Origin of the sequence: Maribacter sp. 1_2014MBL_MicDiv (genome assembly GCF_001865655.1) — a bacterium.
Classification (GTDB): Bacteria; Bacteroidota; Bacteroidia; order Flavobacteriales; family Flavobacteriaceae; genus Maribacter; species Maribacter dokdonensis.
The window spans coordinates 81,126-96,456 of record NZ_CP011318.1 but is presented as its reverse complement, the minus strand read 5'-3'; the positions used below and the strand labels follow the sequence as shown (position 1 = coordinate 96,456).

Below are 15,331 nucleotides of genomic sequence, written 5' to 3'. Positions count from 1 at the left end.
TATTTTAAAAAAAAAGGCTTTCTGTTTTAAACAGAAAGCCTTTTTAATAATTGATTTATATGCTTTTCTCCAATAAAGCCATGTAAAAACCGTCATAGCCACTTTTAGAGGCATAGATTTTCTTGTCCTTTACCAAAGTAAAATCTTTCCCTTCTTCAGACTTTAAGAAAGACTGGACTTGGTGACTGTTTTCTTGCGGTAAAATAGAGCAAGTTGCATACACCATTTTACCACCGGGTTTTACAATTTTACTGTAGTTTCTAATAATTTCATGTTGAGTTTTAACAATCTTGTCTAAAAACTCTGGTTGCATTTTCCATTTTGAATCTGGGTTTCTTCTAAGTACTCCCAATCCTGTACAAGGTGCGTCGATCAAAACCCTATCTGCACTTCCGTAAAGTTTCTTGTAAACCTTTGTAGAATCTATTTCACGTACTTCGATATTGTGCGCGCCGTTTCTTCTTGCTCTTCTTTTAAGTTCCTTCAATTTACTTCCGTAAATATCCATAGATATTAGCTGCCCTTTGTTTTCCATTAAAGCGGCTAAGTGTAATGATTTTCCACCTGCACCCGCACAAGTATCTACCACGCGTTGTCCTGGTTCAATATCTAAAAAGTCAGATACCAGTTGAGAAGATGCGTCTTGTACTTCGAACATTCCGTTCTTAAAAGCTTGGGTCACAAAAACATTAGCTCTTTCTACTAATTTTAGCGCAGAAGGGTAGCCTCTTATTGGTTCTGCTACTATATTTTCATCTAATAACGCTTTTCGTAAAGTCTCTTTGTCAGTTTTCAGCGTATTGGTGCGTAAAATTACTTCTGCCGGCTCGTTTAGTTTAGCAAGTTCTTCTGTCCATAATTTATCACCAAGAGCTTTTTCTCCAAGGTCGTCGATCCAATCTGGAACTGCCTCTCTAAATTTTCTTATTTGAGAAAGTTCATCGAATTTTCCTTTGATCCTTCTTTCTGGTGTAGGTTCTATCTGTTTCCAATCTGGCAACTTTATACCTTTTAATACGGCCCAAACTGCCCACATGCGAAACAGGTCTGGTCTGCTGAAAGGCGCTTTAACTTCCGCTATTTCAGTATAAAGACGTTTGTAACGAACCATTTCATAAGTTGTTTCAGCAATAAAACCGCGGTCACGAGAACCCCAGCGTTTATCAAACTTTAGTACTTTTTGAACAACCTTGTCGGCATATTCGTTTTCGTTAAATATTAGGTTTAAGGCGTCTATTACAGCAAACACCAAATTTCTGTGTAATTTCATTAGAAGTGTTATTGTTACAAGTCAGAAGATTTGAAGCCGTTAATGAATTCAATGTTATTGATATAGGCTTTTGTCCTCCAAAAAATTATGGCTGCAAAGGTATTGTTTTAGAAGCGATTCCATTTATTTTTGATAAACTTTATACCCTATTTACATGCGTTATGTCATTCTTCTGGTAATTTTAATGGTTTCATGTTCAGAAAGTGTGGAACATGAGCCTTTTAATTCTGTTAAAATTGAGACTATTTATTCAGATTCTATAAGTATCAGGGCAATTGAGGTTATGGGGGATAATGTGGCTTTTGCTGCTAATAAGGGCACCTTTGGTACAGTAGATTTAATCTCTGGTAAAATCAGGGCAAACGTTCAAAAATATCATACGGGAATACCTGCTTTTAGGTCTGTGGGCTATACGTCAACAGATTTTTTCATGTTGTCAGTTGAATCTCCTGCCTTACTTTATAAAACAGGTGATAGCGGACGAATGGAATTAGTTTATAAAGAGGAAGGTGAGGGTGTTTTTTATGATGCCATGACTTTTTTAAATGATATGGACGGTATTGCAATAGGTGATACAGTTGGTGATTGCTTAAGTGTTATTATAACTAAAGATGGAGGTAATACCTGGACTAAAGTTCCTTGCAGTCAATTGCCCGAAGGAATTATTGGTGAGGGTGCCTTTGCGGCAAGCAATACCAATATTAAGTCAGTTGGAGATAAGGTTTGGATGGCGACGACAACTGGTAGGGTTCTATTTTCTTCGGATAAAGGAAAATCTTGGGAAGTTTATCAGACACCCATACAACATACAGAACCAACACACGGTATATATTCTATAGATTTTTATGACAAAAATTTAGGAATAGCCTTTGGGGGTGATTACACCAAGCCAGATAATTCAACTGCGAACAAAGCAATCACAAAAGATGGGGGCAAAACTTGGAAATTACTGGCAGATGGTAAACAGCCAGGATACAAAAGTTGTGTACAGTTTGTGCCAGGAAGGGAAGGTAAAGAAATCGTTGCCGTAGGTTTTACGGGCATATCTTACTCTTCTGATATGGGAGAAAGTTGGAAAAAATTATCCAATGAATCTTTCTATACCGTGCGCTTTCAAAACGATTCGGTTGCTTATGCAGCAGGTAAAAATCGCATAGCAAAACTAGTGTTCAAGTAGTTATCTGCCACCTTTGTTTTGACGATACTGCTTCATTAATTGACGTTTGAATTCTTCTTCTGATCGTAGTAATAACAGTGTTTTTTTTGCCGTAATTAGCTTACTGACATCTTTTAAGAATTTAGTGTCTAATGCTTCCTCTTCTTCTTCAATTTTAATGTGAAGTGCTAAAAGACTTTCCGCCTCTTTTTCGGTAAGCGCATCGGCATCCTTTATTTTACCTCTTATTTGGTCGTGATTCTTTTTCCTTAAGGCATTTCTTTTCTCTTGGTACTCGTTGTAAACGGGCCAGAAATCTTGTGCTTCCTTACTGCTTAATGAGAGTTTTTCGGTAATAAAGGCAACTTTAAGCGTGTTTATTTTTTCCCAATTTTGGTTTCTTTGTCCAAAAGAAAGCGTGGTGATAAACAGAAATATAATAAGTACAAGTCTATTCATTTTCGTAAAAATTTAATTCGTCAAAATCACTTACATTTTCATTTAAGTAATCTAGAAGGTTATCGCTCTCAATAGGAGAGCTTAAAAAATCTGAAAACTCGGTATCAGTTACCGGTAGTACTTCAGCTATCTCATAAGGAGATAATTCAAAATCATTATTTTCAAAATAGGCTTCAATATCGGTATTTGCCAAATCATTGAAACTTAGTTCTTGGCTACTGTCCCAATTGTATCCTAAAGCTATAATGGCAATTGCGGCTATAGATGCTGCTATGGCAAAAATTTTCTTGTATGGGAAAAGAGGAATCACCTTCGTCTCTGTCTCAAGCTTGTTTTGTAGCCTGTCATTGAACGTTTCAAAATAATTATCGGGCACCTTGAATGCACTTTTTTCTGGAAAAGTACTTTCTGGTTGAGACAATTTATCCATCAAACTTTCTTCAAAGCTATCAAAGTAGCCTTTGGGAGTTTTAAACGGAATGTTATTTTTTTTGTTCATGATATACGTTTGACAATCAATTGTATAAAAGGTTTAATCTTCTTTTAAATACTGTTCTAATTTTTTTACTGCTAGGTGATACGATGCTTTTAATCCGCCAACGGAGGTATCTAAAATTCCTGAAATTTCTTCATATTTCAATTCCTGAAAATACTTCATATTGAACACCAATTTTTGCTTTTCAGGGAGCGTGGCTATCGCTTTTTGTAGTTGAAGTTGTATTTCATCTCCTTCAAAATAAACGTCTGCTTCCAAATTTTCAACCAATCTATCTTGGTAGTCGGTATCCGATACGCCCTGTAACTTTGCTTTTTGTTTTATAAAATTTAAAGCTTCATTGGTGGCAATACGGTACATCCAAGAGAATAGTTTGCTATCTCCTTTAAATCCGTCTATATTTTTATAGACTTTAATAAAGGTGTTTTGTAGCACATCATCAGCATCATCATGATTTAAAACAATACTACGTATTTGCCAGTACAAGCGTTCTTTATAGGTATTTACCAATACCTCAAAAGCCTGAGCTTGTCTGCTCTTTGTTTTTAAGTCGATAACTAATGTTTCCTCTTCGATCACCAAAAATTGAGGTTTGTTTATACTTAGACAATGAATTTAGTCAAAGGTTTAATTGTTGAAAAGAGTTATTATCATTATAACGAAGATTTTCAATATAATAAGGTTCTTTACGTTGTAAGATAAACCAAAATTAGATTTAATGATTTTACAGAAAAAATTTTACTATGTGCTTATCTTGTTCGTATCAATCTCTATTATTTCTTGTAGTGATGGTGATGAAGATGTAATTATTACTGATGTAGTTGAAGAAACCGAATCTGAAACAGAGACAGAAACCGAAACTGAAACAGAGACCGAAACAGAAACTGAAACAGAAACTGAGGAAGAAGTTGTTGAAGAGGAGGCCGAAGAACTTGATAGTTTTATGGTTTATGAGAACGTAGCATTTGATGTTGACACAAATGGTTTGGACACAAAGAGATTTTTCTCAACCATAACAGGTGAAATATATACGTATAACGAAATTGACGCTGAAAAAGGTGCTACTATAGATTTGGCATGGTATGATATGAGTCCGTCGAATCCGGGGTTTTTGTTTTGGATGAGTCCCGATGATTTATTTCAAGATGAGCAAATTGAAGGAGCAACAACTACAAAAATGGAAAATACGGCTGATCAAATGACGGTAGAAGAATTTGATGCCATTAATGAAGGTAGTCAATTAATAGATTTAGTTATTGAAAATGAGGATGAGGCAATGGGACCACAAGATTACCCGGTTGTAGTTTTATTTGAGAATGCAGCAGGTCATAAAGGCGCCATTAAGATGAAAAGTAACAATGGTGAAATAATGGTAGTAGATATTAAAGTTGCGAGGTAAACATCATTCAGATAATATGAAAAAAGCCATCTTTTATAGATGGCTTTTTATTTTTAGCAATATTTATGTGTTAAGACAACGATTGCATCTCAACCAGCTTTTTATAAGTGCCGTTTAATTCTAAAAGTGCAGCATGTGTACCTTGTTCAACTATTTCTCCTTTTTGCAGTACCACGATTGTATCAGCGTTCTGAATGGTTGATAACCTATGTGCAATGACGATAGAAGTTCTGTTCTTCATCATTTTTTCAAGCGCATCTTGCACCAAACGTTCGCTTTCAGTATCTAGGGCAGAGGTAGCTTCATCCAATATCATAATTGGAGGATTCTTTAGAACCGCTCTAGAAATGGATAAACGTTGTTTCTGACCACCACTTAATTTATTGCCGCTGTCCCCAATGTTAGTATCGTAACCTTTTGGAAGATCCATTATAAAATCATGTGCATTGGCAATTTTTGCGGCAGCTATAATTTCTTCGTCAGTAGCATTTTCCTTACCTAGGCCAATATTGTTCTTAACCGTATCATTAAATAGGATAGAGTCTTGTGTAACCAGACCCAATAGACCTCGGAGCGATTTTTTACTTAGACTTTTTATATTGTTTCCGTCAATGCTGATTTCGCCTTCATTCACATCGTAAAATCTAGTTACAAGATTTGCGATAGTACTTTTTCCACTTCCGGATTGCCCCACAAGGGCTACTGTTTTTCCTTTTTCAACGGTTAGGTTGAAGTTTTTTAGCACATATTCATCTTCATATTTAAAGGAAATATTATCAATCTTCACAGCCTTGGTGAAAGTGTCCTGTTGAATAGGGTTGTCAATTTCGGAAATAGGGTTTTCCGTTTCTAAGACTTCTAAAACACGTTCTGCAGCAGCATTTCCTTTTTTAACTCCGTAAGATGCTTTACTTATTGCTTTCGCTGGCGTTAAAATTTGGTAAGACAAAGCCATGTAAGTTATAAAAAGTTCAGCTTCAAGTGTTTTTTCAACAAGAACCATTTGTCCACCGTACCATAGAATTACACCAATGGCTGCAATTCCGAAAAATTCACTTGTTGGGGAAGCCAAGTTTTGTCTGTTTAGCAAACTGTTCGAAAAATTAAAAAATCTTTTCGTAGAAGATTGAAATTTTCTGGCGAATACAGATTCTGCATTAAACGCCTTTATAACTCTAAGTCCCCCCAAAGTTTCCTCCAAAATGGATAAGAAGTAACCTTGCTCTTGTTGAACTTTGTCCGATTTACGTTTTAACGATTTACCGATCAAAGAAATTAAGAATCCTGAAAGTGGAAGAAACAGAAAAACGAACAACGTCAGTTTTGGACTAATGGTGAGCATTGCTATAATCGTAAAAATTATAGTTAAGGGCTCTCTAACGATTAGCTCCAATATAGATAGAAACGAATGTTGAATTTCTAGTACATCTGAAGTTATACGGGCAATAGTATCACCTTTTCGTTTTTCAGAATAATACGAAATAGGTAATTCTACAGTTTTATCATATAGTTCATTACGTAAATCTTTAAGGACACCGTTACGTAGAAACGTAATAAAATACATTGCTAAATAATTGAAAAGATTTTTTAATAGAAACATGGTAATAATCAGCCCAACCATGTACATAAGAACTTCGCCTGTATCTGTTTGCTGGCTTTGTTTTGTTATGTAAAAGTTTAGGGAATCTGTTGCGTAATCTTTTAGATCGGTTATACCGCTCCATTTTGGTTTGGTATGTATTTTTTCCGTTTGGTTAAAAAGCACGTTCAACATTGGAAATAATGATATCATTGCCAATGTTGAAAACAGTGCGTAAAAGATGTTAGATATAATGTTTAAAATTGCATATATCTTGTAAGGCTTCGCAAAGCGAAGAATCTTTTTGAAATAGTTCATTAAGCTAAATTAAGCTCAGCAAGAATGCTTTTGACTTTATTGTCAAGTTCTGCCGCCACTTTTTTATAATCTTCGGTTTTTTCCAATTTTGTATTGGTACTAATGTAGAATTTCACTTTTGGCTCCGTTCCACTTGGTCTAGCGGCAATTCTTGTGCCATCTTCGGTTTCGTAGATTAAAACGTTGGATTTCGGAATATCAATAGTTTTTTCCTCACCTGTCAGTACATTTTTGGCAGTAGAAGTATTGTAATCTTCAATCCACTTTACTTTAGATCCAGCAACTGATTCTACTGGGTTCTCTTTAAAATCTTTAAGCATTTGCTTAATTTCTTCTGCACCACTAATACCTTTTTTGGTAATAGAAACTAAGTGCTCCTTATAGAAACCATAATCAACATAACATTGAATTAGGTCTTTATAGAAAGAACTGCCATTAGCTTTTGCTTGACTGGCAATTTCGCAAGCCAATAGGGTAGAGGTAACCGCATCTTTATCGCGAACAAAATCACCTACCATGTAACCAAAGCTTTCTTCGCCACCACCAATAAAGTCAGATTCAGGGAAGTCCTTGATCATTTTACCGATCCATTTAAATCCGGTCAAAGAAGTTTTGAATTCTACACCGTACGCTTTTGCCATGGCTTCCATCATTGGTGTGGAAACTATAGTTGTAGCAATAAATTCATTTCCTTTGAATCCTTTTTCCTTTCTCTTCTCCAAAAGAAATTTTGTCATAAGTACCATTGCCTGGTTCCCGTTAACAATTTCCATTTCTCCATCAAGATTACGCACGGCAATACCTAAACGATCACTATCTGGATCGGTACCTACAACCATATCTGCACCAATGTCCTCGGCTTTCTTAACGGCCATTGAAAGCGCTTCTGACTCTTCTGGATTAGGAGATTTAACCGTTGGGAAATTTCCGTCTGGTTTCGCTTGTTCCTCTATAATGGTTACATTTTCATACCCACCTCTTTTCAGAACTTCTGGTATGGCAGTAATTGATGTACCGTGTAAAGACGTGAAAACAATTTTAAAATTTTCTTTCCCTGCAGCGTTAAAATTACCAGCAGCAACAGACTGAGAAATAAAAGCCTCATCAACTTCCTTATCTATTACCTCAATAAGGCTGTCATTAGGGGTGAATTTAATATCTTCAAAACCAAGCGAGTTTATTTCAGAAATAATTTCCCCATCTTGTGGTGGAACAATTTGTCCGCCATCGGTCCAATACACTTTATATCCGTTATATTCTGGTGGGTTGTGAGATGCGGTCAAAACAATACCTGCATGACAATTTAGATGCCTAACGGCAAATGAAAGTTCTGGTGTGGTACGTAATTCTGAGAAAAGAAAAACTTTTATACCATTTGCAGAAAATACTTCGGCAACCGTTCTTGCCAGCGTATCGCTATTATTACGGCAATCAAAAGCAATGACTACTTTGATTTCTTCACCTTTGTACACTTTGTTTAAATAGTTGCTAAGACCTTGGGTGCTCTTGCCTAGAGTGTATTTGTTGATTCTGTTGGTGCCAACACCCATAACGCCTCTCATTCCACCGGTTCCAAATTCCATATTTTTATAGAAACGGTCGTTCAATTCTTCCTTGTCGTTGGCAATTAGGTGCTCAATTTCTTTTTTTACGGCTGGATCAAAAAAGTCGGTTAGCCAGGTCTTTGCGGTATCTAGGATGTTATCCATAGGTTTATAGTTTTATGTGCATTTAAGTTAATGAGAATTTTATTATTCTAAAAGAGTCGTATTCAATTCTTTGGAAATAATATATCTCTTTTCTTCTTTTTTAGAACGTATTAATATTTCTCCAATAAAACCGGCCAAGAACAATTGGGTTCCAATGACCATGGCTATAAGGGAAATATAGAATTGTGGTCGGTCTGTAATTAACCTGCCGAATTTATTTATAAATAGCTTGTCAATACCTAAATATATTGCAAATCCAAATCCAATTAAAAACATTAAAACGCCCAAAGCTCCAAAAAGGTGCATGGGTCTTTTACCAAATCTAGAAACGAACCAAATGGTCAATAAATCTAGAAAACCATTGATGAAACGTTCCATTCCAAATTTTGTTTTACCGTATTTACGTGCTTGGTGTTTTACAACCTTTTCTCCAATTTTTGAAAATCCCGCATTTTTTGCCAATACCGGTATGTACCTATGCATTTCGCCAGATACTTCAATGTTCTTTACCACATCTTTAGCATAGGCTTTAAGTCCGCAATTAAAATCATGTAGGCGCACTCCAGAAGTGCGTCTTGCGGCCCAGTTAAATAGTTTTGAAGGAGTGTTTTTAAAAATGATTGAATCGTAACGTTTCTTTTTCCAGCCAGATACCAATTCGTAACCTTCATGGGTTATCATATGATATAACTCGGGAATTTCTTCAGGGTTGTCTTGTAAATCGGCATCCATGGTAATGATGACATCGCCATTTACGGCTTTAAAACCGGCATGTAATGCTTGGGATTTTCCAAAATTGCGTAAAAAGTGAATTCCTTTTACGGAAGGGTTTTGTTGCGATAATTCTGTAATGATATTCCAAGAATTATCCCTACTACCATCATCTACAAAAAGTATTTCGTAAGAAAAATGATTGGATTGCATTACAGATACAATCCAATCATGAAGTTCTTTAAGTGATTCTTCTTCGTTAAGTAATGGAATTACTATTGATAATTGCATGCGCGACTTCTGGTATTCTCTCCAAAAATACTACAATTACTTAGTATTAATAAGCTGTATCTTCTTTTTTCAAGATTAATCCGGTGATTAGACCAATGATTAATCCTATAATAACATTTATAATAATTATAACAGGATATGAAATCCATGCGAAACTTTTCTGCATTTCTATGCCTTGGTCAATTTGCTCTTCGGTAAGACTAGGGTTGTCAGCCATAGTTTTGATCTTTCCAATTTCATACATTTTGTCCAGGTAATCAGGCTCGATAACGTTTGAAAGCAAAAAGAAATATAATAATCCTACAATAGCAGCTATTAATGCAACACCAGCTCCAACTTTTAATGATTCTGAAATAGTTAAAAATCCGCCACCGGCTTTTTTAAACTTTACGATTGCGAAAATAATACCTGCAGCTAAAATTAAAGTCTGGGTAATTTGAATAGCAGCACCTTGTTCATAGTGCATGTCCATTGCAAAAAGCATAATGCCAAATATTACACCGATAATACCAGTGAGTAAGCCATAATTTAAAGCGAATTTTCCTGTTTTGGGTTGATTTTCTTCCATTGTATAAAGAGATTATAGGTTGTTTTATCTATTAGTATAGTGGTCCTCAATTTTGTTACAAATGTGATGAAATATTATTTTTGATTTTTTTACGATTTGTAATTGCTCATTTATAGATTTTCACTATTTTTGCAGCCTTAAAATGAGTGCCCGTCGGAATGGGTGCGTTAAAGTTTTTAAAATGAAAAAAGATATACACCCAGAAAATTATAGAATCGTGGCCTTTAAGGACATGTCTAACGAAGAGGTATTTTTAACAAAATCTACAGCGGATACTAAAGAGACTTTAGAGGTTGATGGTGTTGAGTATCCATTGGTAAAATTGGAAATCTCAAGAACTTCTCACCCTTTTTACACTGGTAAAGCCAAATTATTGGATACTGCTGGTCGTATTGATAAGTTCAAGAACAAGTACAAGAAATTCTCGAAAGAAGAGAAATAATCATTTTCTTTCTTTTATAAATATAGCGCCTTCGAATTTTTTTTCGAGGGCGTTTCTTTTTCTTTTAATTTTTAAATAATGGAAGTCATCCATTATTTAAAAATGCTCAAGGGATAATTGTTAATTTTGAAAAAAATCATCTAGTATGAACTTTATTCTTTTTGATGGTCCGCGTAGAGATCATTTATTACCATTTACTTTTACCCGTCCGGTATCGGAAATTCGAGTTGGTATTTTGACTCTACGAGAAAGGTGGGAGGCTTATTTGAAAGTGGCTGTTTCTTCTCTTACGGAAGATTATTTAAGTATTAAATATCCCGTTAATATTGAAAGTGAAAATGTATTTATAGATGCATCGGTTTTGCCTACTCCAGATTTGGTAAATGCCTTAAATGTATTGGAAGATGGGCAAGTCCTGAAATCCAAAAATTTAACGATTGCTTATTGTAGTAGTCATGTTAAGGGGGTGGAAGAGTTGGCTTCATTTTCTATTGTAGAATTTAATAATGATTTTGTCCAGATCAATAATACTTGGGATATTTTTGATAAGAATGCGGACATTTTGCAATCGGACTTTGATTTTATTACAAAAGGAAGAAAGAGTCAGCCTATTTCAGAAACCAATCAATTAATACATCCTGAGCGTATATTTCTTGAAGAAGGGGCAAAAGTTGAATTCAGTATCCTAAATGCAACGGACGGACCTATTTACTTAGGTAAGAATGCTGAAATTTGGGAAGGAAGTCTTGTAAGAGGTGCTCTTGCACTTTGTAACAATGCAATAATAAAAATGGGAGGTAAGCTTTACGGGGCAACAACTATTGGTCCCTATAGTAAAGTCTGTGGTGAGGTTAGTAACTCTGTTATTTTTGGTTATTCCAGTAAAGGTCATGAAGGCTATTTGGGTAATGCGGTATTGGGAGAGTGGTGTAATATTGGTGCGGATTCCAATAACTCTAACCTTAAGAATAACTACGCAAAAGTGCGCTTGTGGGATTACGCTACAGAGCGTTTTGAGCAAACAGGTCTCCAGTTTTGCGGTTTAATGATGGGTGATCATAGTAAAACGGCCATTAATACCATGTTCAACACGGGAACTGTGATTGGGGTAAATTCCAATATTTATGTGCCAGGGTTTCCTAGAAATTTTGTTCCTAGTTTTAGTTGGGGCGGAGCTTCTGGTTTTACAGCTTATCAGCCCGCAAAAGCATATGATGCTGCTAAGGTAATGATGGCTAGAAGAGGGGTGGAGTTCAATGAAATTGAAGCCGATATTCTTGCCCATGTATTCGAGATAACTAAAAAATGGAGAAAGTATTAAGTCTTTAAATCTGAATATCAATTAGTTGTATTTTTTTAAACTAGTTGAAGTTTAAGTATTTTTACATTCTCAAAAGAGAAGATTAGATGAAGAAAAAAGTGGCATTTTACACTTTAGGATGTAAGTTGAATTTTTCGGAAACCTCTACAATTGCCCGTAGTTTTGCAGATGAAGGATTTGAAAGGGTTGATTTTTCTGAAAAAGCAGATATGTATGTAATAAATACATGTTCTGTAACAGATAATGCAGATAAGAAATTTAAGACCATTGTTAAAAAAGCTCAGAAAATAAATGCAGATGCCTTTGTAGCTGCTGTTGGCTGTTATGCACAATTAAAACCTGAAGAGTTAGCTGATGTTGATGGTGTAGATCTTGTGTTGGGTGCTACCGAAAAATTTAAGATTACCGACTATATAAACGATTTAACTAAAAATGACCATGGTCAAGTGCATTCTTGTGAAATTGCCGACGCCGACTTTTATGTAGGTAGCTATGCAATTGGTGACAGAACCAGAGCTTTTTTAAAGGTTCAAGATGGTTGTGATTATAAATGTACTTATTGTACAATTCCGCTTGCTCGTGGAATTTCTAGAAGTGATACCTTGGAAAATGTGCTGAAAAATGCTGCGGATATATCTGAACAAGGTATTAAGGAAATTGTATTGACGGGAGTAAATATTGGCGATTACGGTAAAGGTGAATTCGGTAATAAAAAGCACGAACACACTTTTTTAGATTTGGTAAAGGCGTTAGATGATGTAGATGGTATTCATAGGCTACGAATCTCTTCAATTGAGCCCAATCTTTTGAAAAACGAAACCATTGAGTTTGTTGCTCAAAGTAAAACTTTTGTACCTCATTTTCATATACCATTACAAAGCGGTAGTGATGATCTTTTGAAATTGATGAAGCGTAGGTATATGACCAATCTTTATAAGGAGCGCGTTGCAAAAATTAGGGAGGTAATTCCAAATTGCTGTATTGGTGTTGATGTTATTGTAGGTTTTCCGGGAGAGACCGAAGAACATTTTTTAGAGACCTATCATTTCTTAAATGATTTGGATATTTCATATTTACATGTTTTTACCTATTCAGAAAGAGATAATACGCCAGCTGCCACAATGAATGGGGTAGTGCCTAATAAAGTGCGTAACAAGCGAAGCAAAATGTTAAGAGGTTTGTCTGTAAAGAAAAGAAGGGCTTTTTATGAAAGTCAATTGGGCAATGATCTTACTGTTTTATTTGAAGGCGAGAATAAAGAAGGTTATATTCATGGATTCACGGAGAATTATGTTAAGGTGAAATCACCCTGGAATCCGTCGTTGGTTAATACCTTGCATAAAGTGAAGCTAACAGAAATAGACAATGATGGTTTGGTTAGGTTCAATTTTGTAAAAGAAGAAGTTGAAGCGTAAAAAAAAAGCCTTTCCGAAGAAAGGCTTTTAAAATTTGTTAGATGCGTATACCTATAGGTAGCATCTCTTTGTATTGTCTTCTATTTTTACGTAGAAATCCTGCAATATGAGGACTTGTTGGAACAACTCTAAGATTTCTTTCTTGAATAATACTTAGAACGGCTTTGATGAAGTTTTCCCTAAAACTTTCGTCTGTAATTTCTTCTGGAACTACCAATTTGGTAAGAAAGACTTTTCGTTCTTGAGAAGAATATTCTATTCTAGCAAGATGACCGTTTACCGTAGTTTCAAACTGGCGCAGAAAAGAATTGTCATTAATGATAACATCGTTCATATAGGTAATTTTAGTGTTGTTGTTAGACAAAAAAATTACGATGTTCTCATATCGTAATTTTGTCGTTTAGAAATGCTATAAAGATTAAAACACAATGAAAAGAAAGTGTTTTTCACATTCTCTTACAAAACTAGTTAAAAAATACTTAATTTCCTAGTTTTTACTACGTTTCATGGCTATGGAAGATAATAAAATTCATTTGTATTGTATGCCGGGTATGGCTGCGAGTTCTTCAATTTTTGAATATTTAAATTTACCGGAAGAGACATTTGTAGTTCATTTGCTGGAGTGGGATATTCCTACAAAGGGTATATCCTTTACTGATTATGCAAAGAAAATGAGCGAAAAGGTAAAAGAGGATAATGTGGTTTTACTGGGTGTTTCCTTGGGTGGTCTTTTGGTGCAAGAAATGGTCAAATATATCCAAGTAAAAAAGGTTGTCATTGTTTCAAGTGTAAAATCGAGATTTGAATTACCTAAAAGGATGTTATTTGCAAGATATACCAGTATACATAAATTGCTTCCTACCGGGCTCATCAACAATGTGGAGTTAGTTGCCAAATATGCATTTGGTGAAAGTGTGACAAAAAGGTTGTCTTTATACGAACGATATTTGTCCGTAAGGGATAAGGGTTATATAGATTGGTGCATACATGAATTGGTGAATTGGCCGCAAGAAGTACCGTGTGATAATTTGGTTCATATTCATGGGGAGAAAGACACGGTGTTTCCTATGAGCAATATTGCTCATTGTATACCTGTTAAGAAGGGGACACATACCATGATCATACATAGGGCAAAATGGTTTAACGAGAACTTGCCAACAATTATTTTGGAATAAGATAGTTCTATATATACCTTTGGTAGACTTATAATCGGAAGAAATAATTTAAAATATAAAATTCATGAAAACTATTAAGAATATATTGATGTTGTTAGGGGTTGTTTTTGTTGCGGGTACATTGATATTTGCGGTGGGTAATACCAACAATACGGCTGTAGTAGATAATGTTGTGGTTAATGATAGTGTTCAAAAAAATGTAGCTAAATCATATAAAATATCATCCATAGAAATTCCTGAAAATTTAAATTTTGCAGGAGAGGTGGTTCCTCAAGAAGACCCGGAAATTTTAGAACGTATTGATAGGGAATTTTTGGTTAATACCTATTGGCAGTCAAATGCAGTATTGCTTATAAAAAGGGCTCATAAATATTTTCCGGTAATAGAACCTATTTTGGCAAAAAATGGTATTCCAGATGATTTTAAATATTTGGCAGTTGCAGAAAGTGGTTTAACCAATGTGGTGTCTCCTGCAGGTGCTACCGGTTTCTGGCAAATAATGAGAGATACGGGTAGGGAGTATGGTCTAGAAGTTAATTCAAATGTAGATGAGCGCTACCATTTAGAGAAGTCAACAGAAGTTGCGTGTAAGTATTTAAATAGATGGAAAAATAAATATGGAAGTTGGGCTTTGACCGCTGCGGCATATAATGCCGGTCCAGGAGCAATTAACAAATTTATGGGCATACAGCAAGTAGATAATTATTGGGATCTGTTATTGGGTAGTGAAACCGGTAGATATGTATTTAGAATTATGGCAATCAAAGAAATACTGTCTAATCCTGAAAAATATGGTTTTCATATAGAAAAAGAGGATATGTATGAGGCTGTGCCAACGTTCACTGTAGAAATAGATGAGCCTGTAAGTGATTTTGCGGATTTTGCTCAAGAATATGAGATAAACTACAAAATATTAAAGCGCCATAACCCATGGTTGAGAGAGGCGCATTTAAATAATAGTTCTCGTAAGAAGTATGCTATTGAAATACCTAATAAGGGGTATTACCATATAGGTAAATGAT

At 35.2% G+C, this 15,331-nt stretch carries 16 protein-coding genes; 7 read left to right on the top strand and 9 right to left on the bottom strand.

The genetic code is table 11. The annotated features are described in order from the left end of the window. Positions 1-55 precede the first annotated feature (55 nt). A complete protein-coding gene (locus YQ22_RS00480; RefSeq protein ID WP_071339624.1) occupies positions 56-1,270 on the bottom strand; it encodes an RsmB/NOP family class I SAM-dependent RNA methyltransferase in 1,215 nt (404 codons plus the stop codon). A gap of 154 nt (positions 1,271-1,424) precedes the next feature. On the opposite strand from YQ22_RS00480, the gene YQ22_RS00475 reads away from it, so the two are divergent. Then, positions 1,425-2,447, top strand: a complete 1,023-nt coding sequence (locus YQ22_RS00475; protein WP_071339623.1) for a WD40/YVTN/BNR-like repeat-containing protein — start codon at positions 1,425-1,427, stop codon at positions 2,445-2,447. Here YQ22_RS00475 and YQ22_RS00470 read toward each other — a convergent pair whose 3' ends face one another. The 3 genes from YQ22_RS00470 to YQ22_RS00460 are packed head-to-tail and all read right to left on the bottom strand — an operon-like array spanning position 2,448 to position 3,960. Continuing rightward, a complete protein-coding gene (locus YQ22_RS00470; RefSeq protein WP_071339622.1) occupies positions 2,448-2,885 on the bottom strand; it encodes a hypothetical protein in 438 nt (145 codons plus the stop codon). Continuing rightward, a complete protein-coding gene (locus tag YQ22_RS00465) occupies positions 2,878-3,384 on the bottom strand; it encodes a hypothetical protein (protein ID WP_071339621.1) in 507 nt (168 codons plus the stop codon). The genes YQ22_RS00470 and YQ22_RS00465 overlap by 8 nt, the downstream gene beginning before the upstream one ends. A gap of 33 nt (positions 3,385-3,417) precedes the next feature. Then, on the bottom strand, positions 3,418-3,960 hold the full coding sequence (locus YQ22_RS00460; RefSeq protein WP_071339620.1) for an RNA polymerase sigma factor: 543 nt from the start codon (positions 3,958-3,960) through the stop codon (positions 3,418-3,420). 139 nt (positions 3,961-4,099) lie between these two features. Between YQ22_RS00460 and YQ22_RS00455 the strand changes: the two genes are divergently transcribed. Beyond that, positions 4,100-4,780, top strand: a complete 681-nt coding sequence (locus YQ22_RS00455) for a hypothetical protein (protein WP_071339619.1) — start codon at positions 4,100-4,102, stop codon at positions 4,778-4,780. Positions 4,781-4,850: 70 nt separating this feature from the next. On the opposite strand, the gene YQ22_RS00450 is transcribed toward YQ22_RS00455, so the two are convergent. From YQ22_RS00450 to YQ22_RS00435, 4 genes are read right to left on the bottom strand one after another with little or no spacing between them, the layout of a single operon-like run. Further along, positions 4,851-6,677, bottom strand: a complete 1,827-nt coding sequence (locus YQ22_RS00450; protein ID WP_071339618.1) for an ABC transporter ATP-binding protein — start codon at positions 6,675-6,677, stop codon at positions 4,851-4,853. After that, entirely contained in the window at positions 6,677-8,386 is a 1,710-nt protein-coding gene (locus YQ22_RS00445; RefSeq protein ID WP_071339617.1) for a phospho-sugar mutase, read from the bottom strand. Before YQ22_RS00445 ends, YQ22_RS00450 begins: the two co-directional genes overlap by 1 nt. A 42-nt stretch (positions 8,387-8,428) precedes the next feature. Next, positions 8,429-9,388: a glycosyltransferase family 2 protein gene (locus tag YQ22_RS00440; protein WP_071339616.1), complete on the bottom strand. Its 960-nt coding sequence runs from the start codon at positions 9,386-9,388 to the stop codon at positions 8,429-8,431. A 46-nt stretch (positions 9,389-9,434) separates the two neighbouring features. Further along, the gene (locus YQ22_RS00435; protein ID WP_071339615.1) at positions 9,435-9,956 is read right to left on the bottom strand and encodes a DUF4199 domain-containing protein; all 522 of its coding nucleotides are present in this window, start codon (positions 9,954-9,956) and stop codon (positions 9,435-9,437) included. A 181-nt stretch (positions 9,957-10,137) separates the two neighbouring features. Between YQ22_RS00435 and YQ22_RS00430 the strand changes: the two genes are divergently transcribed. The 3 genes from YQ22_RS00430 to mtaB all read left to right on the top strand — a co-directional run bounded on the left by YQ22_RS00430 (position 10,138) and on the right by mtaB (position 13,134). Continuing rightward, complete coding sequence (locus tag YQ22_RS00430) at positions 10,138-10,398, top strand: type B 50S ribosomal protein L31 (RefSeq protein WP_058103056.1); 261 nt, start codon at positions 10,138-10,140, stop codon at positions 10,396-10,398. Between the two features lie 145 nt (positions 10,399-10,543). Further along, positions 10,544-11,719, top strand: coding sequence for a GlmU family protein (locus YQ22_RS00425; protein WP_071339614.1), 1,176 nt, complete (start codon positions 10,544-10,546; stop codon positions 11,717-11,719). Positions 11,720-11,805: 86 nt separating this feature from the next. Continuing rightward, the gene (gene mtaB, locus YQ22_RS00420) at positions 11,806-13,134 is read left to right on the top strand and encodes a tRNA (N(6)-L-threonylcarbamoyladenosine(37)-C(2))-methylthiotransferase MtaB (RefSeq protein ID WP_071339613.1); all 1,329 of its coding nucleotides are present in this window, start codon (positions 11,806-11,808) and stop codon (positions 13,132-13,134) included. 37 nt (positions 13,135-13,171) lie between these two features. Here mtaB and YQ22_RS00415 read toward each other — a convergent pair whose 3' ends face one another. After that, a complete protein-coding gene (locus YQ22_RS00415) occupies positions 13,172-13,468 on the bottom strand; it encodes a GNAT family N-acetyltransferase (protein ID WP_058103053.1) in 297 nt (98 codons plus the stop codon). Positions 13,469-13,646: 178 nt separating this feature from the next. On the opposite strand from YQ22_RS00415, the gene YQ22_RS00410 reads away from it, so the two are divergent. Together YQ22_RS00410 and YQ22_RS00405 are read left to right on the top strand one after the other, a co-directional pair. Continuing rightward, on the top strand, positions 13,647-14,309 hold the full coding sequence (locus YQ22_RS00410) for an alpha/beta hydrolase (RefSeq protein WP_071342440.1): 663 nt from the start codon (positions 13,647-13,649) through the stop codon (positions 14,307-14,309). Between the two features lie 64 nt (positions 14,310-14,373). Further along, positions 14,374-15,330 (top strand): lytic transglycosylase domain-containing protein, encoded by a 957-nt coding sequence (locus tag YQ22_RS00405; protein ID WP_071339612.1) that lies wholly within the window; start codon positions 14,374-14,376, stop codon positions 15,328-15,330. The last annotated feature ends 1 nt before the right edge of the window (position 15,331 follow it).

Excerpts from the sequence above, each read along its gene's own strand:
- YQ22_RS00470 (WP_071339622.1), bottom strand. The coding sequence starts at position 2,885 with ATGAATAGACTTGTACTTATTATATTTCTGTTTATCACCACGCTTTCT.
- YQ22_RS00480 (WP_071339624.1), bottom strand. The coding sequence starts at position 1,270 with ATGAAATTACACAGAAATTTGGTGTTTGCTGTAATAGACGCCTTAAAC.
- YQ22_RS00465 (WP_071339621.1), bottom strand. The coding sequence starts at position 3,384 with ATGAACAAAAAAAATAACATTCCGTTTAAAACTCCCAAAGGCTACTTT.
- YQ22_RS00440 (WP_071339616.1), bottom strand. The coding sequence starts at position 9,388 with ATGCAATTATCAATAGTAATTCCATTACTTAACGAAGAAGAATCACTT.
- YQ22_RS00430 (WP_058103056.1), top strand. The coding sequence starts at position 10,138 with ATGAAAAAAGATATACACCCAGAAAATTATAGAATCGTGGCCTTTAAG.
- YQ22_RS00475 (WP_071339623.1), top strand. The coding sequence starts at position 1,425 with ATGCGTTATGTCATTCTTCTGGTAATTTTAATGGTTTCATGTTCAGAA.
- YQ22_RS00410 (WP_071342440.1), top strand. The coding sequence starts at position 13,647 with ATGGAAGATAATAAAATTCATTTGTATTGTATGCCGGGTATGGCTGCG.
- YQ22_RS00435 (WP_071339615.1), bottom strand. The coding sequence starts at position 9,956 with ATGGAAGAAAATCAACCCAAAACAGGAAAATTCGCTTTAAATTATGGC.
- YQ22_RS00405 (WP_071339612.1), top strand. The coding sequence starts at position 14,374 with ATGAAAACTATTAAGAATATATTGATGTTGTTAGGGGTTGTTTTTGTT.
- YQ22_RS00445 (WP_071339617.1), bottom strand. The coding sequence starts at position 8,386 with ATGGATAACATCCTAGATACCGCAAAGACCTGGCTAACCGACTTTTTT.
- mtaB (WP_071339613.1), top strand. The coding sequence starts at position 11,806 with ATGAAGAAAAAAGTGGCATTTTACACTTTAGGATGTAAGTTGAATTTT.
- YQ22_RS00455 (WP_071339619.1), top strand. The coding sequence starts at position 4,100 with ATGATTTTACAGAAAAAATTTTACTATGTGCTTATCTTGTTCGTATCA.
- YQ22_RS00450 (WP_071339618.1), bottom strand. The coding sequence starts at position 6,677 with ATGAACTATTTCAAAAAGATTCTTCGCTTTGCGAAGCCTTACAAGATA.
- YQ22_RS00415 (WP_058103053.1), bottom strand. The coding sequence starts at position 13,468 with ATGAACGATGTTATCATTAATGACAATTCTTTTCTGCGCCAGTTTGAA.
- YQ22_RS00425 (WP_071339614.1), top strand. The coding sequence starts at position 10,544 with ATGAACTTTATTCTTTTTGATGGTCCGCGTAGAGATCATTTATTACCA.